Source organism: Actinoplanes sp. NPDC024001, assembly GCF_040638955.1.
GTDB lineage: Bacteria > Actinomycetota > Actinomycetes > Mycobacteriales > Micromonosporaceae > Actinoplanes.
Genome location: NZ_JBEZZB010000129.1, coordinates 1 through 22,457 on the forward strand (window position 1 = coordinate 1; position 22,457 = coordinate 22,457).

The following is a 22,457-nucleotide window of genomic DNA, read 5'->3' on the forward strand; positions in this document are numbered from 1 at the left end:
TGGGCCGCGGCGGCATCGAGGCAGGGCTCGGCCGCGGCGGCATGCCCGCCTGGTTGGGACGCGGCATCGAGGCCGGCGAGGGCCGCGGTGCGGCGCCACCGGAGACACCGAACGGGTTGTTGCCCGGACCGCGCGCGGGCGGACGCGGGGCGCCGCCGGCCGGACCGGGACGCGGGCCACCGGGCGCACCCGGGGTCGCGTTACGACCCGCAGCCGGGGAGCCCGGGCGCGGGGGGACACTGCCGGGACCGGGACGCGGCCCACGCGGGGCGCCGCCGTCCGACGGGCCCTGCTGCTGCCGGCGCTCGGCATCCCGGGTACGGGCGGCCTGTGCGGCCTGCGCCGCCTTGACGGCGGCTTCCTGCTCCGCCTTCAGCGCCGAGGCGCGCGCCTCAGCGGCCGCCACCTCGATGTCGTGCGCGCTGGCCGGCTTGGTGACCGGACCGGGCGTGGGGCCCGGACGGCTGGGAGCCGGCGGCTTCGGCCGGGCGAACTGCCCGGGAGACGGAGCCGGGGACGTAGGAGCGTTACTGGACGCGCCCTGCGGCGGACCGGGACGACGCGGCGGCTGCGGCCGCCCCATCGGGGGTCCCGGACGCGGGGGCGTGGTGGTGCTCGATCCACCGGAGGCGGCGGGAGCACTGGGCGCCGAAGCGGCGGGCGCCGACGAGACGGCACCTCCCTGCTCCAGGGCGCCACGGAGCCGCCGGGCCACCGGGGCCTCGACGGTGCTGGATGCGGACTTGACGAACTCGCCCATCTCCTTGAGCTTGGCGAGAACGGTCTTGCTGTCGACCCCGAGCTCTTTCGCGAGCTCGTGTACGCGGGCCTTTCCTGGCACTGCACTCCTCACTTCGAGGTCGTGCGAGCGCACCCGCAGCGACCTCACTCGTGCACTAGAAGCCTGGTCATTTCAGGGACTTCATCGTGTGCTCATCTGGGTCGTCCTACCTTGCTGGGTCGTGACGAAGCGAAGACGCTCCGTCATCGGTGGATTCGGACGGCACGGAGACCGTACGAATGTGCTCGGCTAGCAGGCCAGTGTCAGCAACACCAGTGAGACGCAACGCACGCCCGAAGGCGCGGCGTCTCTCTGCCTGCGCTAAGCAAGCCGGATCGGGGTGCAGATGTGCTCCCCGCCCCGGCAGTCGGCGGCCCGGATCGGGCAGAAGCCGGAGGTCTCCCCCGGATCCGGCCGCGACGAACCGCAGCAATAAAGCGGCCGGCGCGCGGTTGCGGCAGCCGACGCAGGTTCGCGTCGGGCCGACCGAGGGCAAGTCTACCCCTCGATCGTGCCGGACGCGTATCCGGTCAGTTCCCCGCCTCGGCCGCATCACGGTCCGAGACTCCGGCCGGTTCGTTGTCCGGTCGGATGTCGATGCGCCACCCGGTGAGCCGGGCAGCGAGCCGGGCGTTCTGTCCCTCCCGGCCGATCGCCAGCGAGAGCTGGAAGTCCGGCACGGTGACCCGGGCCGTACGGCTGGCCGCGTCCACCACCTCGACCCGCAGGGCCTTGGCCGGTGAGAGGGCGTTGCCGACGAACTGGGCCGGGTCGTCCGACCAGTCGATGATGTCGATCTTCTCGCCGTGCAGCTCGCTCATCACGGCGCGGACCCGCTGGCCCATCGGGCCGATGCACGCGCCCTTGGCATTCACGCCGGAGACGGTGGACCGCACCGCGATCTTCGTACGGTGACCTGCCTCACGGGCGATCGCGGCGATCTCCACGGTCCCGTCCGCGATCTCCGGCACCTCGAGGGCGAAGAGCTTCTTCACCAGGGCCGGGTGCGAGCGGGACAGGGTGATCTGCGGGCCGCGGAAGCCCTTGGCCACGTGCACCACGATGCAGCGGATCCGGGAGCCGTGGTCGTAGGTCTCGCCGGGCACCTGCTCGGACTGCGGCAGAACCGCCTCGAGCTTGCCCAGGTCGACGATGACGATGCCCTTCTCGGCGCGGGCCGCGTCCGCCTGCACCACACCGGTGACCAGGTCGCCGTCGCGCCCCGCGTACTCACCGAAGTGCTGCTCGTCGGTGGCCTCCCGCAGCCGCTGCAGGATGACCTGCTTGGCGGTCATCGCCGCGATCCGGCCGAAGTCGTGCGGGGTGTCGTCCCACTCCCGCACCACGGTGCCGTCCGGATCGAGCTCCTGGGCCAGCACGGAGGCCACCCCGGTCTTGCGGTCGATCTCCACCCGGGCGTGGCTCTCCGCGCCCTCGGTGTGCCGGTACGCGGTCAGCAGCGCGGTCTCGATTGCCGCCAGAATGGTCTCGAACGGGATCTCCCGCTCGCGCTCCAGGGCGCGCAGCGCCGCGAGGTCGATGTTCACTCCTCGCCCTCCCCTTCGTCGTCGTCTTCATCATCGTCGTCGTCTTCGTCGGTGTCGCCGAAGTCCGCTTCGTCCATGCGCTTGAACTCGATCTGGACCTTGCCCGGCCCGAGCTCGGCGAATCCCAGCCGCCGCTCGGCGCCGTCGACGTCCAGCAGCACGCCGTCCTCGTCGGTGCTCACCACGCGGCCGACCACACCGTTGACCGCGACCAGGCGGCCCACGTTGCGCCGCCAGTGCCGTGGCTCGGTCAGCGGCCGGTCGATGCCGGGCGAGCCGACCTCCAGCTGGTACTCCCCGTTCAGCAGGTCGCCGCCGCTCTCCTCGGCGGCGTCCAGCGCCGCGGAGATCTCCCGGGAGACGATCGCCACGTCGTCCAGGCTGATCCCGCCGTCGGTGTCGACCAGCACCCGCACCACGTGCCGGCGCCCGGCGCGGGACAGGGTGAGGTCCTCCAGGTCGTAACCGGCCTCGGCGACCACCGGCTCGACCACGGCACGCACCCGCGCCCTGGCGGCGGACAGGTCGAGCCGCGGGGCGGCGGGGACACGGGGCTCCGGCTCCGGCCGGTTACGGCGACCACCGGGACGGCCGCCGGGCCGGGCCCCGGCGCGACCACGCTGCGTCATCGGGCTCGACCTCTCACTCGCTTGCGCTGGGAACGACTATATGCCGCCGGGCAGTTCGCGGCCCCGCGGCTGACGCTGAGCGTAACGCGCCGGCCGGCGGCCCGGAGCACCGCCGCACCGAAACCACCCCAACCGCAGCTCGAACGCATGGTGTTGACTTGGCCCGGTGAGGACGTGGGAGACGGGACACACACGGCGACGCGTGCTGGCCACGGCCGGTGCTCTGACGAGTGCCGCCGCGCTGGCCGGCTGCGGAATCTTCGACGACGAGCCGGAACCCCAGCCGGAACCGGACCCCCTGCAGCCGTTGCTGGACGAGGCACTGGCGCTGGCCGCCGCGTACGACCGGGCGATCGCCGCACAGCCGGACCTGAGCGCGCGGCTCACACCGCTCGCCGAGGACCACCGCGCGCACGCCGCCGAGCTGGCCGGGCTGATCGGCGCCACGCTGCCGTCGGCCGTCGCCGCGCCGTCGGCGTCAGTCTCGGCGACCGACGGCGACACCCCGGCCGAGCTGCGCAAGGCCGAGCAGGCCGGGCAGAAGAACGCGGTGGCCGCGTGCCGGACCGCGCCGAGGGAGCGGGCCGCGCTGGTCGGCTCGATCGCGGCGTGCCGGGCCACGCACGCCGAGGCGCTGCGCTGACGGCGGGTTAGGGTTCGCGGCGTGATGGAGGAGTTGGCCGGGGCGCTCGCCGCCGAGGAGGCGGCGATCTACGCCTACGGGTTGATCGGCGTGCACCTGGAAGACGACGAGCAGGAGCGGGCCCGGACCGCCGAGCAGCAGCACCGCGTCCGCCGCGACGGCCTGGTCGACCGGCTCGACGAGCTGAAGGCCAGCACCGCACCGGCGCCGGCCGGTTACCGGCTGCCGTTCGAGGTCACCGACCGGGAGACCGCGCTGAAACTGGCCGTCCACGTCGAGGACGGCGTCGCCCAGGCATGGCGGACGCTGCTGCCGGTCACCGAGGACGCCGACCGGGACGACGCGTTGTCCGCTTTGACGGAGTCGGCAGTTCGCGCCACCCGGTGGCGCCGGATCGCCGAGGTCACACCGCTGACCTTGGCATTTCCCGGCCGTCCGGGCTGAGAGAGCTGCCGATGAAGGCTTCCTCGGATCGGTGCATGGCCGAGAATGACTGAGTGATCGACGGCCCCGACACCACCTCAGCCCGCGGGTCGCTGGCGATCCGGCTCCGCGACGTCATCCAGACCCGGTGGGCGGCCGACGTGCAGGCCATCGGGGTGCGCGGATCGGTCGCTCACGGCGACGACACCGACAGCAGCGACGTGAACCTCGTCGTCGTGACCTATCGGCCGAAGACCGGCCCGAAACCAGCCCTGCGCAAGGTCGACGGCACCCCCGTCGAGCTGCAGGTGATGACCGGTGAGGACGGGCTGGGCCAGGCCCGGGTCCTCACCTCACGCTGGCCGCTGCTGGCCGACGGGTTCATCACGACGTTCCCGCTCCACGACCCGGACGACTGGTTCACCGACCAGCGTGAGGCGCACCTGACCCTGCTCGCCGAGGCGCGCCCGGTCGAGTTCAGCCGGCTGGCCCGGCACAACTGGGCGGTCGCCAACGGGGCGCACGCCCGTGCCGTCCGGCTGGCGCAGTGGTTCGACACCGACGCGGCCCTGGTGCTGATGGCCGAGGCCCGGCTGCACGCCGCCCTGGTCGCCGGGCTGCTGACCCGCACCTACTTCCGCAACGCCGCCGACGCGGTGAAACGGACCGGGCTGGCCGCGGCCGACATGCAGGAACTCGGCGCCATCCTGAAATATCAGGCGGAGGAGCTGACCGCCCGGGGCCGCCCGGTGGACGGCACCCTGGGCGAGCTCTTCGACTGACCCCTAGGGCAGGGTGAGGATCTCGAAACCGTCGTCGGTGACCACGAGCGTGTGCTCGAACTGGGCGGTCCACCGGCGGTCCTTGGTGACGACCGTCCAGCCGTCCTTCCAGATCTCGTACTCATGGGTGCCGAGTGTGATCATCGGCTCGATGGTGAAGGTCATCCCGGGCTCCATGACGGTGTCCAGCCGCGGGTTGTCGTAGTGCGGGACGTAGAGCCCGGAGTGGAAGGTCTCGCCGATCCCGTGCCCGGTGAAGTCGCGGACCACGCCGTAGCCGAACCGTCGCGCGTACGCCTCGATGACCCGGCCGATCGCGTTGATCGGGCGGCCGGGAGCGACCGCGCGGATGCCGCGCATCATCGCCTCGTGGGTCCGCTCGACCAGCAGCCGGGCCTCCTCACTCACCTCGCCCACGCAGAAGGTGGCGTCGGTGTCACCGTGCACGCCGTTCAGGTACGCCGTGACGTCGACGTTGATGATGTCGCCGTCCTCCAGCACCGTGGAGTCCGGGATGCCGTGGCAGATCACCTCGTTGAGCGAGGTGCAGCAGGATTTCGGGAAGCCCTTGTAGCCGAGGGTCGACGGGTACGCCCCGTGGTCGAGCAGGAACTCGTGCACCACCCGGTCGATCTCGTCGGTGGTCACACCCGGCTTGCAGTGCTCGCCGGCCAGCTGGGTGGCCTGCGCCGCGAGCCGGCCCGCGATCCGCATCTTCTCGATCGTCTCGGGAGTCTGCACGTGGGAGCCGCGCCATTCGCGCGGGCGTTTCTTGCCCACGTATTCGGGGCGGACGATCTGAGCCGGGACCGAACGCCAGGGCGACTGCTTACCCGGCACTAGTGGGGCACGTACGGTCATGAACACAGCCTATCCGGCGTGCACGGCGCCCGGCCCGGAGCGCGGGCCCCGTCCTTGCCGCCCGCTCAGCGCTTGTGAAATCGTGTTGTCGTGGATCAAGAGGGGCTGGACCCGGCTTTCTCGGTTGCCGGCGAGATGCACGACGGGCGGGTCACCGTGACGGTGACCGGCGAGGTCGACATGGCCACCGCCGACGCTCTGTTCCAGGCCGCCACCCCGGAGCGCGCCGAGGGTGCCACGCTCGACCTGCGCGCGGTCACGTTCTTCGACTCGGCCGCCATCCACACGCTGATCCGGCTGGCCGAGCGTTACCCGGGGGCGCTGGAGGTCATCCCGTCCGCCCGGGTCCGCCGCATCCTGGACATCTCCGGGCTGGGCGACCAGCCCTGGCTCAAGCCGGCCTGACCGTTTCGGTCAAGGGCCGCCGCAGGGTCACCGCGGTGCCCTCCGGCGAGCGGTGCACCGACAGCTCGGTGAGTGCCCCGATCAGCGCCAGCCCACGGCCGCGGAACCCGGCGTCGGTGGCCGGCCGCCAGCCGCCGGTGTCGCGGACCGTCACCACCACCGCGTCGTCGGAGAGCGACGCCTCGACGGTGATCACCGGCTCGGCCGGCTCGAGCGGATGCTCGATGGCGTTCGCCGCCGCCTCGGAGACCGCCACCACCAGGTCGAAGGCGTCCGCCTCGGCGACGCCGTGGGCGGCCAGGAAATCCTCCAGGCGGCGGCGCAGCACGGTGAGCCGGCCCGGTTCGGCGGGCAGCCGCAGCAGGAACTCGCGCGGCTCGGTGACCTCGAGCGCGACCAGGGCGATGTCGTCGCGGCGGGCGAACCGGGACGCCTTCGCCAGCAGCGTCTCCAGCAGGTCGTCGACGTGCTCGGTCGGCTTGGCGGCGTCGGCGGTCAGCTCGGCGAGCGCGGTGTCGATGCCCTGCTGCCGGTCCTCGATCAGGCCGTCGGTGTAGAGCAGCAGCCGGCTGCCGGCGGTCAGGTAGGTCTCGCGGGTCGGGTAGGTGACGTCACCGAGCGCCCCGATCGGCGGGCCGAGCGCCGCGCCGTAGAGGAACGTGCCGATCTGGCCCGGCTCGATCAGGACCGGCGACGGGTGGCCCGCCGACGAGTAGCGCAGCCGCCGGCTCCGCGGGTCGAAGGCCACACAGAGGACGGTTGCGAACTGCCGCCGGCCGAGGGTGTCGACCAGCCGGTTCAGGCGCGACAGCGAGGCGCCGCAGTCGAAGCCCTCCAGCACGTACGCCCGCAGCGCGTTGCGCAGCTGCCCCATCCCGGCGGCGGCCTGCACCCCCTTGCCCACCACGTCGCCGATCACCAGGAACAGCTCGTCGTCGGGGCCGGCGATGACGTCGTACCAGTCGCCGCCGACACGGGCCTCGCTGCTGCCCGGCACGTACCGGTTCGCCACGATGGCGCCCGGCACCCGCGGCAGCGACTGCGGCAGCAGGCTGTGCTGCAGCGTGCTGGCGATCCGGTGCTCGGTCTCGTAGAGGCGGGCGTTCGCCAGGCGCAGCCCTACCAGGCGCGCCAGCTGGGTGAGCACCGCCGGATCGGCCGGTCCCCCGGCGCCGTTCCAGACCCGCAGCTCGCCCAGCGGTGGTCCGGCGGTGTCCGGCAGCGGCAGCACCGTGTCCGGCGGGGCGGAGGCGGCGGCGCCGCCGTCGCGCTCGGCGCGGGCCTCCGGCGCGGTCAGCACCACCCGGCCGGCCGAGGTCATGGCGAGCACGTGCCGCGCCGCGACGTCGAGCACCTCGGTCGTGGTCGGCACGGTGTTGAGCGCCACCGCCGCGTCGACCAGCCCGCGCAGCCGGCTGACGATGTCCCGGCGGAGTTTGCCGAGCTCCAGGTTGGCGCGGACCCGGGCCAGCAGCTCGCGGGTGGAGAACGGCTTGATCAGATAGTCGTCGGCGCCGGCCGCGAGGCCGGCCACCGCGGCCTCCTCACCGGCCCGGGCGGAGAGCACCACGATCGGCACGTCCCGGGTACGCCCGTCGGCGCGCAGGGCGGCCATCAGCCCGAAACCGTCCAGCCGGGGCATCATCACGTCGGTCAGCACCAGGTCGAACGGGTGCTCGCGGGCCAGCTCCAGGGCCGCCTCGCCGTCCGCCGCGGTGACCACGTCCCAGTGCGGGCTGAGCAGCCGGGAGACGTGCTCGCGCAGGTCGCCGTTGTCGTCGGCGAGCAGGATCCGGCCGCCGGAGCGGTTGCGGACCGGCTCGGGCAGGACCGGGCCGTCACCGGCCCACCAGGTCGCCTCGTCCACCCAGAGACGGGACTGCGCCGAGTCGGCGGCCACCGGATCGTCGCTGATGCGCTCCGGGGGCAGGTGGCCCGTACCGAACGGGATCCGGACCTCGAAGTCGCTGCCGCGGCCCGGCTCGCTGCGCACCTCGACCGTCCCGCCGTGCAGTTCGGCCAGCTCGCGGACCAGTGCGAGGCCGATGCCGGTCCCCTCGTGGCTGCGCGACCAGACCCCGGTGACCCGGTGGAAGCGGTCGAAGAGCAGCGCCTGCTCGGCCTCGGAGATGCCGATGCCGGTGTCGCGCACGGAGAGGACCGCGTGCCCGTCCGCGGAGCGGACCCGCACCTCGACGCCGCCGTCACGGGTGAACTTCACGGCGTTGGAGAGCAGGTTGAAGACGATCTTCTCCCAGAGCTCGCGGTCCACGTGCACGGGCTGCGGCAGCGGGGGCGCGTCGACGGTGAGGGCCAGCCCGGCCCGCTCGGTGGCCGGCCGGAAGGTGCCCACCAGCCGCGCGGTCAGGCCGGCCAGGTCGGTCGGGCGGTAGACCGCCTGCATCCGGCCGGACTCCATCCGGGAGAAGTCCAGCACCGTGTTGACCAGCTTGAGCAGGCGCAGACCGTTGCGGTGGACCGGCCGCAGCCGGTCCCGCCGCGAGGCCGGCAGCGACGGATCCTCGAGCAGGTCCTCCAGCGGTCCGAGGATCAGGGTCAGCGGGGTACGGAACTCGTGGCTGATGTTCGAGAAGAAGTTGGTCTTGGCCTGGTCCAGGGCGGCCAGTTCGGCGGCCCGCCGGCGCTCCTGCTCGTAGGCCCGCGCGTTCGCCACCGCCCGGGAGATCTGCGCCGCCGCCAGCTCCAGGAAGTCGCGGTAGTCGCCGTCCAGCGAGAGGAACCGGCTGACCCCGACGACCAGCGCGCCGAACGTCTCCTTGCCCGCGCCGACCGGCAGCACCAGCGCCTCGTCCCCGGCCGACGGCGCCGGGCCGGCCACCAGCTCGCGCAGCGCGACCCGGCCGGGCTGTCCGCTGTCGATCACCGCACGGATCTCCGGGTGCGGCGCCGGGTCGTCCAGCACGAGCGCGGCGTACGGCACGTCGGCGGCGTTCTCCCCGAGGACCGCCGCGGCCTCGGCGACCAGCGCGTCCTGGTTCGGCGAGTCGGCCAGGCGCCGGCCGAGGGCGCTGAGCGTACGCACGCGGCGCTCCCCCAGCACACGGCCGGTGGTGTCCGACACGATGCACAGCACCCCGCGGGGCGTGCCGTCCCCGTCCCGGATCGGGTCGTACGAGACGTCGAAGTACGACTCCTCCAGGAACCCGTGCCGTTCCAGAAAGAACGGGTGGTCGGCCGCGTAGTACGACCGGTCCTCGGCGATCACCCCGTCGAAGAGCTCCCGCAGCAGCTCCCAGGTCTCCGCCCACAGCTCGCTGCCCGGCCGCCCGAGGTAGCGGGGATGCTTGCTGCCCAGCGCCGGGATGTACGCGTCGTTGTAGAGCGCGGTGAACTCCGGCCCCCAGAAGATGATGATCTGCGCCCGCGACGCCAGCATCGTGACGACCGCGTCGACCAGCGCGTCCGGCCAGGTCGACGGCTCACCGAGCGGCGTGCCGGCCCAGTCCAGAGTGGACATCCGCGTGCCCATCTCGCCGCCGCGCTCGAAGGCGATGCGCAGCCGGCTCGGCAGGGCACCCATCCATGCCTCCCACGGGTCTCGCCGGCCGGTGGAAAACCCGGCCCGGAGGCACGGTAGCACCGCGAAACGGGCGACGGCCGTCAGCCATCAGCGAAGATCGACGCGTGTCAGGCGGCGGCCGCGACCGAGCCGATCCGGCTGGCCGCCTCGGTCAGTGCCGCGAAGCACCGCAGATCCGGGGTGCGCTCCGGATGCCACTGCACGCCGAGGGCGAAGGAGCGGCCCGGATGCTCGATGATCTCGATGACCCGGTCGTCCGGGCACCAGCCGGTCGCCACGAACTCGCCCGGGTCGTCGACCGCCTGGTGGTGGAACGAGTTCACGGTCAGGCAGCGGCCGAAGTAGCCGTGCGCCCGGCTCCGTTCGTCGACGACCACGTCGTGGCGGCCGTAGTCGGAGGCGTCGGCGGCCAGCGGGTCGGTGCCGGTGGCGGCCCGGTGCCGCTCGTGGCCGACCACGTCGGGCAGGTGCTGGTGCAGGGTGCCGCCGGTCGCCACGGCCATCACCTGCATGCCCCGGCACACTCCCAGGATCGGCAGGTCGGCCTCGAGCGCGGCGCGCATCAGCATCAGCTCGGCGGCGTCGCGCACCTTGTCCGGCTCGGTCGCCGGGTGCGGCGTCGCGCCGTAGTTCGCCGGGTCGACGTCACCGCCGCCGGTGAAGACGATCCCGTCGAGCGACTCCAGCACGTCGGCGCCGGGGTCGTCGGGTGTGATCAGCACGGCTCGCCCGCCAGTGGCGTGCACCGCCTTCACGTAGGTCATCGGGAGCACGCCGGCTATCAGGTCGTGATGGCCGTACTGCACATGCTCGGCGTACGCGGTGAGCCCGATCAGCGGTCTGCGCATGTGGCGGGTTCCTCCTAGTCTCCGGTTGCCGCCGCGACCAGTGCTCCGAAGAGCCGCTGGTCCCGGCTCACCTCGGGATGCCATTGGACGCCGAGGACGAACCGCCGTTCCGCGTCCTCGATCGCCTCCGGAACACCGTCCACGGCCCGACCGGTGACGGTCAGCGGGCCGGCGTCCGCGACACCCTGATGGTGGAAACAGTTGATGGTGGCGTCGTCGCCCAGCAGCGCGGCGATCCGGCTTCCTGGCACGAACGTGGCGGTCTGCTCGCCGTATTCCCCCGGGGCCGGGCGGTGTTTCTCGTGACCGACGAGGTCGGGCAGGTGCTGGTGCAGCGAACCGCCGGCCGCGACGGCGAGCAGCTGCATGCCGCGGCAGACGCCGAGGATCGGCAGGTCCCGATCGAGGGCCGCGCGCAGCAGCACGAGCTCGGCCGCGTCCCGCTCGGGGTGGGTGACGGTGAGCGGCTCGGTCGTGGCGCCGTAGTGCGCCGGGTCCACGTCCGGGCCGCCGGACAGCAGCAGGCCGTCCAGCCGGCCCAGCACGTCGGCGTCCAGGTCGTCGGGCGGCAGCAGCACCGCCCGGCCACCGGCCAGCCGGACCGCCTCGACGTAGTCGTGCGGGACCAGCGCGGAGGGCAGGTCACGCCAGACGCCCCAGTTCGCGGGCAATACGTATGTGGTTATGCCGATGATCGGACGCATTGCACCACCGTTTTCACAGGCGCGCGGCGCCGGAGAACCGGCGCCGCGTGACGGGCCCTTCTGTCCCACCTACACGGGGATCGACCCGTGCGGGCGGGGATTCGACCCCTACGCCTCTTGGAGCTGGGCGTATGAAGGTCCCTTCCCACGGTAACGGGTGTCGAAACATCACAGCGGCGTTACGTACGCCCCGGTGATGCCGCCGTCGACGACGAACTGGGAGGCGGTCATGAACGACGCGTCGTCGCTCGCCAGGAACGCCACCGCGGCCGCGATCTCCTCCGGCTCGGCGAACCGGCCCATCGGCACGTGGACCAGCCGGCGGGCGGCCCGCTCCGGGTCCTTCGCGAACAGCTCCATCAGCAGCGGGGTGGCCACCGGCCCGGGGCAGAGCGCGTTGATCCGGACCCCCTCACGGGCGAACTGGACACCCAGCTCCCGGGTCATCGCGAGCACCCCGCCCTTGCTGGCGGTGTAGGCGATCTGTGAGGTGGCCGCACCGAGCAGGGCCACGAACGACGCGGTGTTGATGATCGAGCCCTTGCCCTGCCGCTGCATGTGCGGGATCGCGTACTTGCAGCAGAAGAAGACGCTCGTCGTGTTGACCTTGAGCACCCGTTCCCAGGCGTCGATGCCGGTCACCAGGATCGAGTCGTCGTCGGGCGGGGAGATGCCGGCGTTGTTGAACGCGATGTCCAGCCGGCCGTGCCGCTCCACCACGCCGTCGAAGAGCGCCCGGACCTGCTCCTCCACACTGACGTCACAGGCCACGAACTCGCCGCCGACCTCCTCTGCGACCGCTTTGCCGGCCTCCGCGGAGATGTCGGCGCACACCACGAAGGCACCCTCGGCGGCGAACCGCCGGGCGGTGGCCAGCCCGATACCGCTGCCGGCGCCGGTGATCACGGCGACCCGGTCCTGCAAACGCTCCACTCAATCCCCCATCGCGATAAAGACGTTCTTCACATCGGTGAACGACAACAGCGCGTCCGGGCCCAGCTCACGGCCGAGGCCGGACTGCTTCATCCCGCCGAACGGGGTCCAGTAGCGCACCGACGAGTTGCTGTTGACACTCAGCGCCCCGGTCTCGACCGCCCGCGACATGCGCAGCGCGCGGCCCACGTCCCGGGTCCACACCGAGCCGGACAGTCCGTATTCGGTGTCGTTGGCCAGCCGGACGGCCTCGGCCTCGTCCCGGAACGGCAGCACCGAGACGACCGGCCCGAAGATCTCCTCGCGCCAGTGCCGGTCGGCGGTCGAGTGCGCCAGCAGCACGGTGGGCGGGAACCACCAGCCCGCGCCCTCCGGCGCGGTGCCGCGGAACGCGACGTCGGCGCCGTCGAGGTACGAGCGCACGCTCTCCCGTTGTCCGGAGGAGATCAGTGGGCCCATCTCCGCGTCGGCGCGGGCCGGGTCGACGACACGGAACGCCCGCACCGCGGGTTCGAGGAGGCCGAGGAATTTGTCGTACACCGACTCCTGAACCAGCAGGCGGGACCGCGCGCAGCAGTCCTGGCCGGCGTTGTCGAAGACCGCGCCGGGCGCCGCCGCGGCGGCGGCCTCCAGGTCGGCGTCCGCGAAGACGATGTTGGCGCTCTTGCCGCCCAGCTCGAGGGTCACGCGTTTCACCTGGTCGGCGCAGCCGGCCATGATCGACTTACCCACCTCGGTGGAGCCGGTGAAGCAGACCTTGCGCACCGCGGGATGGGTGACGAACCGCTGCCCGACCACGCTGCCCTTGCCCGGCAGCACCTGGAAGACGCCCTCCGGCAGGCCCGCCTCCAGTCCGATTTCGGCCAGCCGGATGGCGGTCAGCGGGGTCAGCTCGGCGGGCTTGAGCACCACCGTGTTGCCGGCCGCCAGCGCCGGGGCGAAGCCCCAGCCGGCGATCGGCATCGGGAAGTTCCACGGCACGATGATCCCGACCACGCCGAGCGGCTCGTGGAACGTCACGTCGAGCCCGCCCGGCACCGGGATCTGCCGGCCGGACAGCCGCTCCGGCGCGCCCGCGTAGTAGTTCAGGACGTCGCGGACGTTGCCCGCCTCCCACCGCGCGTTGCCGACGGTGTGACCGGCGTTGCGCACCTCCAGCTGCGCGAGCTCCTCGAGATGCTCGTCCACCAGCGCCGCGAACCGGCGCAACAGTCGCGCCCGCTCCCCGGGCGCGACCTCGCGCCACGAGACGAAGGCTTCGCGCGCGCGCTCGATCGCCGCGTCGGTCTCTTCCAAACCCAGCGACGGTACGGTCGTGAGCACTTCCGCGGTGGCCGGGTTGATCACGTCAGTCACGGCTTGATCATCCTCTCTGGTGTGTGGGTTTTCGGTTCTTCACACACACTCAGAGGCGCTCGAATCCGCGGCGCAGCTCCCAGTCGGTGATCGCCGCGTCGTAGGCGGCCAGTTCGACCCGCGCCATGTTCGCGTAGTGGGCGACCACGTCGGCGCCGAACGCGGCCTCGGCCACCGCGCTGCCCGCCCACAGCCCGGCCGCCTCGTGCAGTGTCGTCGGGACCCGCTCCGCCGACTCGTCCTGGTAGGCGTTGCCGGCGAACTCCTCCTCCAGCGTCAGGTCGTTCTCGATCCCGTGCAGCGCGCCGGCGATCAGGGCGGCGATCGCCAGGTACGGGTTGACGTCCCCGCCCGGCACCCGGTTCTCCACCCGCATCCCCTGGCCGTGCCCGGCGATCCGCAGCGCGCAGGTCCGGTTGTCGACGCCCCAGCGCAGCGCGGTCGGCGCGAACGACCCCGGCTGGAACCGCTTGTACGAGTTGATGTTCGGCGCGAAGAGCAGGCTGAGCTCGCGCATCGTGGCGAGCAGCCCGGCCAGCACCCGCTGTCCGGTGTCGCTCAGGTGGGCCGGGCCGTCGCCGAGCATCGCCGACTTCCCGTCCCGCCCGCGCAGCGAGAAGTGGATGTGGCAGGAGTTGCCCTCCCGCTCGTTCGGCTTCGCCATGAAGGTGAGCGCCATGCCCTCCTGGGCGGCGATCTCCTTCGCCCCGTTCTTGTAGATCACGTGGTGGTCGGCGGCGGTGAGCGCGTCCGCGTACCGGAAGGCGATCTCGTGCTGACCGAAATTGCACTCGCCCTTGGCGCTCTCCGGCAGCAGGCCCGCGCCGTACATCTCGTTGCGGATGCGCCGCAGCATCGGCTCGACCCGGGAGGTGCCAAGGATCGAATAGTCCACGTTGTACTGATTCGCCGGGACCAGGTCGTGGTAGTTCTTCTTGAACGCCTGCTCGTAGGAGTCCCGGTAGAGGATGAACTCCAGCTCGGTGCCCGCGTACGCGGTCAGGCCGTGCGCCGCCAGCCGGTCCAGCTGGCGGCGCAGGATCTGCCGTGGCGAGGCCGGCACCGGCTGGCCCGCCGTGTCGGTGAGGTCGGCGAGGACCAGCGCGGTGCCGGGATGCCACGGGACGCGGCGCAGCGTGGCGAAGTCCGGCCGCATCACGAAATCGCCGTAGCCGGTGGACCAGGAGGACATCTCGTACCCGTCGACGGTGTTCATGTCGACGTCCACGGCGAGCAGATAGTTGCAGCCCTCGCTGCCGCCGGACACCACCTCGTCCAGGAAGTACCGGCCGTGCAGCCGTTTGCCCTGGAGACGGCCCTGCATGTCGGTGAGGGCCAGCAGGACGGTGTCGATGCTGCCGTTGTCGACGGATACGTCGAGTTCCTCGAGATCCATGGGTCAGTCCTATCAGTCGTTGCCGGACGGCATGGTCTGCTCGCCGTGCGCGGCCTTCTCGATCAGGTTCTGCTTCGGCCCGGTGAACCACTTCCGGGCGCTGGCGAACCACCAGATCGCGGCCGCGCCGAGCACCACCGCCACCGCGACGATCGTGTAGTTGAACGTCGACGCGGTGATCGGGCTCGCCGTGGGCAGGACGAAGAGCACGCAGATCACACCTACCCAGACGATGGCGATCCATCCGACCGGCGCGCTCCACCGGCCCAGGTTCCACGGGCCCGGCACGAAGTCGGGGTTCAGCCGGCGCAGCAGCACCGGGCCGACGTAGGCGATGTAGAGGCCGATGACCGCGATCGAGGTGGCCGCCAGGTAGGCGGTGGTGTTCCACAGCGACGGCAGCACCAGCAGCGCGGAGAGGGTGACGCAGAGCCAGATGGAGTTGGTCGGCGTACCGGTGCGGGGGTTGACCTTCTTCCAGATCCGCGACCCGGGCAGCGCGTCGTCACGGGCGAACGCGTAGGACATCCGGGAGTTGGCGGTGACCGAGGCCATGCCGCAGAACCACTGCGCCACCATGCAGATGAGCAGCAGGAACGTACCGGTGTCGTGGCCGACCGCGTCGATGAAGATCTGCGCGGGCGGCAGGCCCAGGTCGCTGGTCCGCGCGCCCTCGTAGTCCTGGATGGACCAGGTGATCGCGAAGAGCAGGACGAAACCGGCGAGCACCGAGACCACCACGGACAACACGATGCCGCGGGGCGCGGCCCGGGCGGCGTCGTGGGTCTCCTCGGCGACGTGCGCCGAGGCGTCATAGCCGGTGTACGTGTACTGCGCCATCAGCAGACCGATGAGCACCGCGTAGACACTCGCCCCGGCGAAGGTGAAGCCGGTGGCGTTCTGCACCTCGAAGAAGACCTCGGAGATCGGCTTGTGCTGGTCCGGCACGATCGCCAGGACACCCACGATCACCGCGACGCCGACCAGGTGCCACCAGGCGCTGACGTCGGAGAGCACCCGGACCAGGTTCACGCCGAAGGTGTTCAGCAGGCCGTGCACCACGATGATGACCAGGAAGATCAGGAACGTCCGGCCGGTCGTCACCTCCATGTCGAAGGCGAGGCTGAGGAACGCCGAGGTGGTGATCGCGGCGCCGAAGTCGATCGCGGCGGTCACCGCGACCTCGCCGAGGAAGTTGAACCAGCCGATGAACCATGCCCAGGCCGCCTTGTTGCGCTTGGCCAGGGCGGCGGCCCACCAGTACAGGGCACCGGCGGTCGGATAGGCGGAGCAGACCTCGGCCATCGCCAGCGCCACGAAGGTCACCATGATGCCGACGAACAGCCAGCCCAGCGTGATGGCCATCGGGCCGCCGGCGGTCATCGCGATCCCGTACGAGGTGATCGCACCGGCCAGGATGGAGATGATCGAGAAGGAGACGGCGAAGTTGGAGAAGCCGGAGAGCCGGCGGTGCAGTTCCTGTTTGTAACCGAGCTGGGCGAGACGTTCTTCGTCGGTAGTGGAGGCGATGCCTGGATCAGCGCTCATCTGAGTGCTCCCTTGCCCGCAGGGGTGTGACCTGAGCCACGCGATGCCGTGATGATCTCGCCGTGGTGTTACAGGCGTCAATGACGAGCGTTAATTGCGTTGCCGGGCACCGGGCCCGGTGCGAGCCTGGATCCAGGCCAGGGTTGCTCGGACAGCCCTCCCGCGGCGGCGCGGGGTGCGGTCACCTCTCTCTTCCAGCGCGTCCTCGCGCGCATGCGCCCACCCCCGCGCCGCCGGCCTCCAAGGCATCGATGAACGAGAACGTTTCCGCAGCTCAGTCAGACTTTTCGGCTAAAAAATCTACAGCGGCGACTCTAGAAATCTGCTGTCGGCAGGCCTACATTTGAGTTGTCGGCCACGGCCGGCACTGCAACTGGCACAGTCGCTGAGTTGGAGAAGGAGGACGAGATACCGCAGCAACGCGTAATCACGACGTCCCCGAACCGACAAGAGGTGATCGCAGCCGATGCCCATCACTCTGGTCGACTGCTAGCGGCACGCAGCCCGTCGACCACATGCGCCGACAGAGATCGGCACAAGAATTGAAAAGCCAGGGCCCCGGTTACCCGCCGGGGCCCTGGACTATTTCCCCCCGGAGGATCATGAACCGAGACGCACCGACGTACAGCATGGGCCGCGCCGCCGAGCTGATCGGCGTGACCCCGGCTTTTCTCCGCAGCCTGGACGACGCCGGCCTGGTCGAGCCGGAACGCTCCGACGGCGGCCACCGCCGCTACTCCCTGCACCAGCTCGACCTCGCCGCCCGCGTCCGGCAGCTGCTCGACGAGGGGTTTCCGCTCGCCGCCGCCTGCCGCATCGTGACGCTGGAGGACCGGCTGGCCGCCGCGCACCGGCGGATCGCCGACCTCGGCGGGAAACTCGGGCCCGGCGAGGACGCCACGATCCCCACCCAGACCCGGCGCGACCTCGGCGCCACCCGCTATTACCCGGCACCCCGCCCGGAGCGATCCCCCTCCGCCCCCTGACCCGGCCTGGCCGCCGCTCCCGGCACCGTGCAATCGTCAAGCCATGCCTGCGTGGACTGTCGAGGAGTGGCGGCGGCCGGGTCCGACCGCCGCCCAGCGCCGCAACGACCTCTGGATCGGGCTCGGGGTGGTCACCCTCGCGGTCCTGAACCTGTTCCTCTCCCGCAGCGTGGGCATCCTGCACAGCGAAGACTCCCCGACCCGGCTGGAACAGCTCGCCTGGGCGGTGGGCACCACTCTGCCGCTCGTCTGGCGCCGCCGCCGGCCGGAGGCGGTCGCGATCATCATGTCGGTGCTCTTCATCGGCGGCCAGGTCCGCGGCGCCCAGGAGCAGCAGGTCACGTCGTACGCGCTCTACGCCGCGATCTACACACTCGGCGCCTGGGGCCCGAACCGGCAGCGGTCCCGGATCCTGCGCCTGGCGATCATCGCGGCGATGTTCACCTGGCTCACCATCGCCTTGGTGACCTCCTACGACAAGATCACGAGTTCCGAGTTCACCGGCGCCTCGGGCGAGCTCCCGGCCCTCTGGTCGATGGTCTTCAACACCTACGGCCTCAACGTGATGTTCTTCGGCTCGGTCTATCTGGTCGGCGACGCCGCCTGGGGCAGCGCCCACCGCCGGCACCAGCTGGAGACTCAGGCCGCCGAGTTGCGGGCCGCGCAGGAGGCGGTCGCCGAGCGCGCCGTCATCGGCGAGCGGGTCCGGATCGCCCGCGAGCTGCACGACGTGGTGGCCCACCACGTGTCGGTCATGGGCATCCAGGCCTCCGCCTGCCGGCGCGCGCTGGACAAGGACCCGGCCCGGGCCCGGTCCGCGCTCACCGCGATCGAGGAGGGCGCCCGCACCGCGGTCGACGAGCTGCGGCGGATGCTGGGCGCGCTGCGCGCCTCCGGGGCGACCACCGACGCCGCGGCCTCGGGGATCGACCGGATCCCGGAGATCGCCGACAACGCGCGGGAGGCCGGGATGACCGTGCACTACGCGGTCTACGGTGACCCGGTGCCGGTGCCCGACTCGGTGTCGCAGGCCGCGTACCGGATCGTGCAGGAGGCGGTGACGAACACCCTCAAGCACGCGAACGCCGGCACGCTGGACATCCGGGTCCGCTACCTCACCGGGAACCTGGAACTGGACGTCACCGACGACGGGCGGGGCGGGGCGCCCGGTGCGGCCGGCGGGATGGGACTGATCGGCATGCGGGAGCGGGTGGCGGTGCACGACGGGGAGCTCGAACACGGACCGCGCAGCAGCGGGGGGTACCGGGTGCGTGCTCGCCTGCCGTACACCCCCGCCCTGACCAGCGCGGGAGCGCCGCGATGACGATCAGCGTCCTGCTCGCCGACGACCACCAGCTGGTCCGCACCGGCTTCCGGGTCATCCTCGAGATGGAGGACGACATCACCGTGGTCGGCGAGGCCGCCGACGGCAACCAGGCCACCGAGATGGCGCTGCGGCTGCGGCCCGACGTGGTGCTGATGGACGTGGAGATGCCCGGCGTCGACGGGCTGGAGGCCACCCGCCGGATCGCCGCCGAGGGCGGGCCGTCGGTGCTGATCCTCACCACCTTCGACCGCGACGACTACCTGTTCGCCGCCCTGCAGGCCGGCGCGAGCGGGTTCCTGCTGAAGAACGGCACGCCGGAGGCGCTCACCGAGGCGGTCCGGGTGATCGCCGCCGGCGACGCCCTGCTGGCGCCGGCCGTCACCCGCCGGGTCATCGCCGAGTTCAGCGCGCCCCGGGCACGCGGCCCGGAACCGGGGATACGGCTGGACGAGCTGACGCCCCGCGAGCACGAGGTGCTGGTGCTGCTCGCCGGCGGGGCCACCAACGCGGAGATCGCGGCCGAGCTGCACCTGGGTGAGACCACGGTGAAGACGCACGTCAGCCGGGTGCTGATGAAGCTGGGGGCGCGGGACCGGACGCAGGCGGTGGTCCTCGCGTACGAGCTGGGGGTGGTCCGTCCTTCGCAAGGATGACCCCCCGGGGTCGTTCTCCGGCCGGACGACGCAGACATCGATCGGCGTCTAGCGTGATCACATGACCACCGTCCTCAACGTCGATACCGTCAACCGGTCCTTCGGCGACCGGCAGGTCCTCAAGGACGTGTCGTTCGCGGTGGAGGCCGGCCGCCTGACCGGCTTCGTCGGCGCGAACGGCGCCGGCAAGACCACCACGATGCGGATCATCCTGGGCGTGCTCGCCGCCGACTCCGGCTCGGTGACCTGGCAGGGCACCCCGATCACCCGGGAGGCCCGGCAGCGTTTCGGCTACATGCCGGAGGAGCGCGGGCTCTACCCGAAGATGACCGTCGCCGAGCAGATCGTCTACCTGGGCCGGCTGCACGGGATGAGCGTCGCCGACGCGCGCCGCAGCACCACGACCCTGCTCGAGCGCCTGGAGCTGGGCGAACGCGCCGGTGACCAGGTCGAGAAGCTGTCGCTCGGCAACCAGCAGCGGGTGCAGATCGCCGCCGCCCTGGTCCACGACCCGCGGCTGCTGGTCCTGGACGAGCCGTTCTCCGGCCTGGACCCGCTGGCCGCCGACACCGTCGTGGCGGTGCTGCGCGAACGCGCCGCGGCCGGCGCCGCGGTGCTCTTCTCCAGCCACCAGCTGGACCTCGTCGAGCGCCTCTGCGACGACCTGGTGATCATCGCCGACGGCACCATCCGGGCCGCCGGCAGCCGCGCCTACCTGCGCGAGCAGTACGCACTGCCGCGTTACTCGGTCGAGGTCGACGGTGACGCCGGCTGGCTGCGTGACGAACCCGGCGTGACCATGGTCGAGCTGGACGGCCCGCGCGCCGTCATCGACCTGGACCCGGCAACCGACGACCAGAAGGTTTTGCGGACCGCCCTGGACCGTGGCCCGGTTCGCGCGTTCACCCCGGTCCGCCCCACCCTCGCCGAGATCTTCCGAGAGGTCATCCAGTGACTACCTTCGCAGCCGCCCGGCTGGTCGCCGGCCGCGAGCTCCGGGCCAAGCTCCGGGACAAGGCGTTCCTCTTCAGCACCGTGTCGTTCCTGGTCATCCTGATCGCGTCGATCGCCATCCCGGCCATGCTGGAGAGCGGCCCGACCAAGGTCGCGGTGACCGACACCGCCTCGGTGGCGGCCCTGGAGCAGGCCGGGCTGGAGGTCCAGCAGGTCGCCGACACCGCGGCCGCCGAGCAGCTGGTGCGCGACGGCGACGTGGAGGCCGCGGTGGTCGCCGGGCCCACGGTGATCGCCCTGGAGGACGCGCCGGGCGAGGTGGTCGACGCGCTGAGCACCGCGCCGCCGGTCCAGCTGCTCGACGCGCCGCCGTTCAACCCGGCCCTGGCGATCTTCGTGCCGCTGGCCATCGCGATGCTCTGCTACATCACCTCCTTGATCTTCGGACTGCAGATCGCCCAGAGCGTGGTGGAGGAGAAGCAGACCCGGATCGTCGAGATCCTGGTGTCCAGCATCCCGAGCCGGGCCCTGCTCGGCGGCAAGGTCGCCGCGATGACCCTGCTCGCCTTCGCACAGACCGCACTGCTGGCGCTGATCGCGCTGGTGGGCGTGACGGTGACCGACCTCGACGCCGGCCTGCTCGACGCCCTGCGGCCGGCCATCGGCTGGTTCCTGCCGTTCTTCGTGCTCGGCTTCGTCATGCTGGCCACCATCTGGGCCGGCACGGGCGCGCTCGCCGCCCGTCAGGAAGACCTCGGCAGCACCTCCGGGACCGTGCAGATGATCGTGCTGATCCCGTTCTTCGCGGTCCTCTTCCTCCGGGACAACGCCGCGGCCCTGCAGTTCCTGTCCTACTTCCCGTTCTCCTCCCCGATGGCGATGCCGATCCGGATCTTCCAGGGCGACGCGGCCGGCTGGGAGCCGTACGCGGCGCTGGTGGTCCTGGCACTCACCGCGGCCCTCCTGCTCGCCGTCGGCGCCCGCATCTACGAGGGTTCGCTGTTGCGCACCAACACGCGTACGTCGTTTGCGACCGCCTGGCGGACCCGCTCCACGGTGAGCTGAGACGCCCGTGTCAGGTGCCGGGTGGATGCCACCGAGTCGGTGGACACACCTGGCACCTACGGGCAGGATCAAGGACATGTCGATGCGCTGGGGCATGACCGTGCCGCTCAGTGGCGTCTCGCTCGCCGAGCACGCCGCCGTCTACTCGGCCCTGGCCGATGCGGGTTTCACCGACGTCTGGTCGGCGGAGGTGGCCGGCACCGACGCCTTCACCCCGCTGGCCCTGGCCGCCGCGTGGGAGCCCCGGCTGCGGCTCGGCACCGCGATCGCCCCGGTCTTCACCCGGGGCCCGGGCCTGCTGGCGATGACCGCGGCGGCGCTGGCCGAGACCGCGCCCGGCCGCTTCCAGTTCGGCATCGGCGCCTCCTCGCCGGTCGTGTCCGGCGACTGGAACGCCGCCGACTTCGTCCGGCCGTTCGCCCGCAGCCGCGACATGTTGCGTTTCCTGCGCGCCGCCCTCGCCGGTGAGCTGGTCGACAAGCAGTTCGACACGTTCCGGGTCAAGCGCTTCCGGTTGGAGCGGCCGCCGGCCACCCCGCCGCAGCTCATGCTCGCGGCGCTGCGCCCCCAGATGCTGCGGCTCGCCGCCGCCGAGGCGGACGGGGTGATCCTCAACTGGCTCTCCCCCACGGACGTCGCCACCGCCCTGGCCGAGACCAAGGAGGCCGAGCCCGGCTTCGAGGTGGCCGCCCGGATCTTCGTCATCCCCACCGAGGACGCCGGCTACGCCCGGACCGTGGGGCGCCGCATGATCACGTCGTACCTGACGGTTCCGGCGTACGCCGCCTTCCATCGCTGGCTCGGCCGCGAGGCCGTGCTGACCCCGATGTGGCAGGCGTGGGAGTCGGGCGACCGCAAGGGCGCCCTCGCCGCGATCCCGGACGAGCTGGTCGACGAGCTGATCGTGCACGGCTCGCCCGAGCAGTGCCGCGACCGCGTCCAGGCCTATGCGGACGCCGGCATCACCGTCCCGGTCATGGCGCTGATCCCCACCCCCGAGCTGGAACGCGGCGGCGCCGCAGCCCTGTCTTCGCTGATCACCGCGCTGGGCCGCACCGGTTAATCCGTTGACGCC

General features: G+C 71.7%; 22 protein-coding genes. 10 read left to right on the forward strand and 12 right to left on the reverse strand.

Translation table 11 applies throughout. The annotated features are described in order from the left end of the window. From AB0F81_RS36745 to rimP, 4 genes are all read right to left on the reverse strand, one after another. On the reverse strand, nt 1-841 hold an 841-nt coding region (locus AB0F81_RS36745), incomplete at its 3' end, for a translation initiation factor IF-2 N-terminal domain-containing protein (RefSeq protein WP_360205068.1). A gap of 106 nt (nt 842-947) precedes the next feature. Beyond that, a complete protein-coding gene (locus tag AB0F81_RS36750; protein WP_360205071.1) occupies nt 948-1,277 on the reverse strand; it encodes a YlxR family protein in 330 nt (109 codons plus the stop codon). Nucleotides 1,278-1,311: 34 nt separating this feature from the next. After that, on the reverse strand, nt 1,312-2,328 hold the full coding sequence (gene nusA, locus AB0F81_RS36755; RefSeq protein ID WP_360205074.1) for a transcription termination factor NusA: 1,017 nt from the start codon (nt 2,326-2,328) through the stop codon (nt 1,312-1,314). Then, nucleotides 2,325-2,957, reverse strand: coding sequence for a ribosome maturation factor RimP (rimP, locus tag AB0F81_RS36760; RefSeq protein WP_360205077.1), 633 nt, complete (start codon nt 2,955-2,957; stop codon nt 2,325-2,327). Before rimP ends, nusA begins: the two co-directional genes overlap by 4 nt. A gap of 202 nt (nt 2,958-3,159) precedes the next feature. Here rimP and AB0F81_RS36765 point away from each other — a divergent pair, with 202 nt between their 5' ends. The 3 genes from AB0F81_RS36765 to AB0F81_RS36775 are packed head-to-tail and all read left to right on the forward strand — an operon-like array spanning nt 3,160 to nt 4,805. Beyond that, nucleotides 3,160-3,600: a hypothetical protein gene (locus tag AB0F81_RS36765; RefSeq protein WP_360205079.1), complete on the forward strand. Its 441-nt coding sequence runs from the start codon at nt 3,160-3,162 to the stop codon at nt 3,598-3,600. Between the two features lie 21 nt (nt 3,601-3,621). Then, entirely contained in the window at nt 3,622-4,044 is a 423-nt protein-coding gene (locus tag AB0F81_RS36770; protein WP_360205081.1) for a ferritin-like domain-containing protein, read from the forward strand. 53 nt (nt 4,045-4,097) lie between these two features. After that, nucleotides 4,098-4,805, forward strand: a complete 708-nt coding sequence (locus AB0F81_RS36775) for a nucleotidyltransferase domain-containing protein (RefSeq protein WP_360205084.1) — start codon at nt 4,098-4,100, stop codon at nt 4,803-4,805. A gap of 3 nt (nt 4,806-4,808) precedes the next feature. On the opposite strand, the gene map is transcribed toward AB0F81_RS36775, so the two are convergent. Then, complete coding sequence (gene map / locus AB0F81_RS36780) at nt 4,809-5,666, reverse strand: type I methionyl aminopeptidase (RefSeq protein ID WP_360205086.1); 858 nt, start codon at nt 5,664-5,666, stop codon at nt 4,809-4,811. 90 nt (nt 5,667-5,756) lie between these two features. Here map and AB0F81_RS36785 point away from each other — a divergent pair, with 90 nt between their 5' ends. After that, the gene (locus tag AB0F81_RS36785) at nt 5,757-6,071 is read left to right on the forward strand and encodes an STAS domain-containing protein (RefSeq protein ID WP_360205089.1); all 315 of its coding nucleotides are present in this window, start codon (nt 5,757-5,759) and stop codon (nt 6,069-6,071) included. Here AB0F81_RS36785 and AB0F81_RS36790 read toward each other — a convergent pair. The 7 genes from AB0F81_RS36790 to AB0F81_RS36820 all read right to left on the reverse strand — a co-directional run bounded on the left by AB0F81_RS36790 (nt 6,058) and on the right by AB0F81_RS36820 (nt 16,397). Continuing rightward, nucleotides 6,058-9,612, reverse strand: a complete 3,555-nt coding sequence (locus tag AB0F81_RS36790; RefSeq protein ID WP_360205092.1) for a SpoIIE family protein phosphatase — start codon at nt 9,610-9,612, stop codon at nt 6,058-6,060. The two genes, AB0F81_RS36785 and AB0F81_RS36790, sit on opposite strands and share 14 nt — an antisense overlap. Before the next feature lie 107 nt (nt 9,613-9,719). Further along, nucleotides 9,720-10,460, reverse strand: coding sequence for a gamma-glutamyl-gamma-aminobutyrate hydrolase family protein (locus AB0F81_RS36795; protein WP_360205095.1), 741 nt, complete (start codon nt 10,458-10,460; stop codon nt 9,720-9,722). 14 nt (nt 10,461-10,474) lie between these two features. Then, nucleotides 10,475-11,164 carry a gamma-glutamyl-gamma-aminobutyrate hydrolase family protein gene (locus AB0F81_RS36800; protein WP_360205097.1) on the reverse strand — a complete coding sequence of 230 codons (690 nt, stop codon included), beginning with the start codon at nt 11,162-11,164 and terminating at the stop codon, nt 10,475-10,477. Nucleotides 11,165-11,332: 168 nt separating this feature from the next. Continuing rightward, nucleotides 11,333-12,097 (reverse strand): 3-oxoacyl-ACP reductase, encoded by a 765-nt coding sequence (locus tag AB0F81_RS36805; RefSeq protein WP_360205100.1) that lies wholly within the window; start codon nt 12,095-12,097, stop codon nt 11,333-11,335. Continuing rightward, on the reverse strand, nt 12,098-13,453 hold the full coding sequence (locus AB0F81_RS36810; protein ID WP_360205103.1) for an aldehyde dehydrogenase family protein: 1,356 nt from the start codon (nt 13,451-13,453) through the stop codon (nt 12,098-12,100). It lies immediately after the preceding gene. A gap of 49 nt (nt 13,454-13,502) precedes the next feature. Continuing rightward, nucleotides 13,503-14,849 carry a glutamine synthetase family protein gene (locus AB0F81_RS36815; RefSeq protein WP_360205106.1) on the reverse strand — a complete coding sequence of 449 codons (1,347 nt, stop codon included), beginning with the start codon at nt 14,847-14,849 and terminating at the stop codon, nt 13,503-13,505. Between the two features lie 12 nt (nt 14,850-14,861). Next, a complete protein-coding gene (locus tag AB0F81_RS36820; protein ID WP_360205109.1) occupies nt 14,862-16,397 on the reverse strand; it encodes an amino acid permease in 1,536 nt (511 codons plus the stop codon). A gap of 602 nt (nt 16,398-16,999) precedes the next feature. Here AB0F81_RS36820 and AB0F81_RS36825 point away from each other — a divergent pair. The 6 genes from AB0F81_RS36825 to AB0F81_RS36850 all read left to right on the forward strand — a co-directional run bounded on the left by AB0F81_RS36825 (nt 17,000) and on the right by AB0F81_RS36850 (nt 22,445). Then, on the forward strand, nt 17,000-17,383 hold the full coding sequence (locus AB0F81_RS36825) for a MerR family transcriptional regulator (protein WP_360205112.1): 384 nt from the start codon (nt 17,000-17,002) through the stop codon (nt 17,381-17,383). A gap of 43 nt (nt 17,384-17,426) precedes the next feature. Then, a complete protein-coding gene (locus tag AB0F81_RS36830; protein ID WP_360205115.1) occupies nt 17,427-18,707 on the forward strand; it encodes a sensor histidine kinase in 1,281 nt (426 codons plus the stop codon). Beyond that, nucleotides 18,704-19,363, forward strand: a complete 660-nt coding sequence (locus AB0F81_RS36835; RefSeq protein WP_360205117.1) for a response regulator transcription factor — start codon at nt 18,704-18,706, stop codon at nt 19,361-19,363. The genes AB0F81_RS36830 and AB0F81_RS36835 overlap by 4 nt, the downstream gene beginning before the upstream one ends. Nucleotides 19,364-19,424: 61 nt before the next feature. Next, entirely contained in the window at nt 19,425-20,318 is an 894-nt protein-coding gene (locus tag AB0F81_RS36840) for an ATP-binding cassette domain-containing protein (protein ID WP_360205120.1), read from the forward strand. After that, complete coding sequence (locus AB0F81_RS36845; protein ID WP_360205123.1) at nt 20,315-21,382, forward strand: ABC transporter permease; 1,068 nt, start codon at nt 20,315-20,317, stop codon at nt 21,380-21,382. Before AB0F81_RS36840 ends, AB0F81_RS36845 begins: the two co-directional genes overlap by 4 nt. 76 nt (nt 21,383-21,458) lie before the next feature. Further along, the gene (locus tag AB0F81_RS36850; protein WP_360205126.1) at nt 21,459-22,445 is read left to right on the forward strand and encodes an LLM class F420-dependent oxidoreductase; all 987 of its coding nucleotides are present in this window, start codon (nt 21,459-21,461) and stop codon (nt 22,443-22,445) included. Nucleotides 22,446-22,457 lie beyond the last annotated feature (12 nt).

What these genes read in the sequence shown, in the direction of transcription:
- map (WP_360205086.1), bottom strand. Translation starts at nt 5,666, where the DNA reads ATGACCGTACGTGCCCCACTAGTGCCGGGTAAGCAGTCGCCCTGGCGT.
- rimP (WP_360205077.1), bottom strand. Translation starts at nt 2,957, where the DNA reads ATGACGCAGCGTGGTCGCGCCGGGGCCCGGCCCGGCGGCCGTCCCGGT.
- AB0F81_RS36830 (WP_360205115.1), top strand. Translation starts at nt 17,427, where the DNA reads ATGCCTGCGTGGACTGTCGAGGAGTGGCGGCGGCCGGGTCCGACCGCC.
- AB0F81_RS36815 (WP_360205106.1), bottom strand. Translation starts at nt 14,849, where the DNA reads ATGGATCTCGAGGAACTCGACGTATCCGTCGACAACGGCAGCATCGAC.
- AB0F81_RS36825 (WP_360205112.1), top strand. Translation starts at nt 17,000, where the DNA reads ATGAACCGAGACGCACCGACGTACAGCATGGGCCGCGCCGCCGAGCTG.
- AB0F81_RS36795 (WP_360205095.1), bottom strand. Translation starts at nt 10,460, where the DNA reads ATGCGCAGACCGCTGATCGGGCTCACCGCGTACGCCGAGCATGTGCAG.
- AB0F81_RS36840 (WP_360205120.1), top strand. Translation starts at nt 19,425, where the DNA reads ATGACCACCGTCCTCAACGTCGATACCGTCAACCGGTCCTTCGGCGAC.
- AB0F81_RS36835 (WP_360205117.1), top strand. Translation starts at nt 18,704, where the DNA reads ATGACGATCAGCGTCCTGCTCGCCGACGACCACCAGCTGGTCCGCACC.
- AB0F81_RS36820 (WP_360205109.1), bottom strand. Translation starts at nt 16,397, where the DNA reads ATGAGCGCTGATCCAGGCATCGCCTCCACTACCGACGAAGAACGTCTC.
- AB0F81_RS36850 (WP_360205126.1), top strand. Translation starts at nt 21,459, where the DNA reads ATGTCGATGCGCTGGGGCATGACCGTGCCGCTCAGTGGCGTCTCGCTC.
- AB0F81_RS36800 (WP_360205097.1), bottom strand. Translation starts at nt 11,164, where the DNA reads ATGCGTCCGATCATCGGCATAACCACATACGTATTGCCCGCGAACTGG.
- AB0F81_RS36790 (WP_360205092.1), bottom strand. Translation starts at nt 9,612, where the DNA reads ATGGGTGCCCTGCCGAGCCGGCTGCGCATCGCCTTCGAGCGCGGCGGC.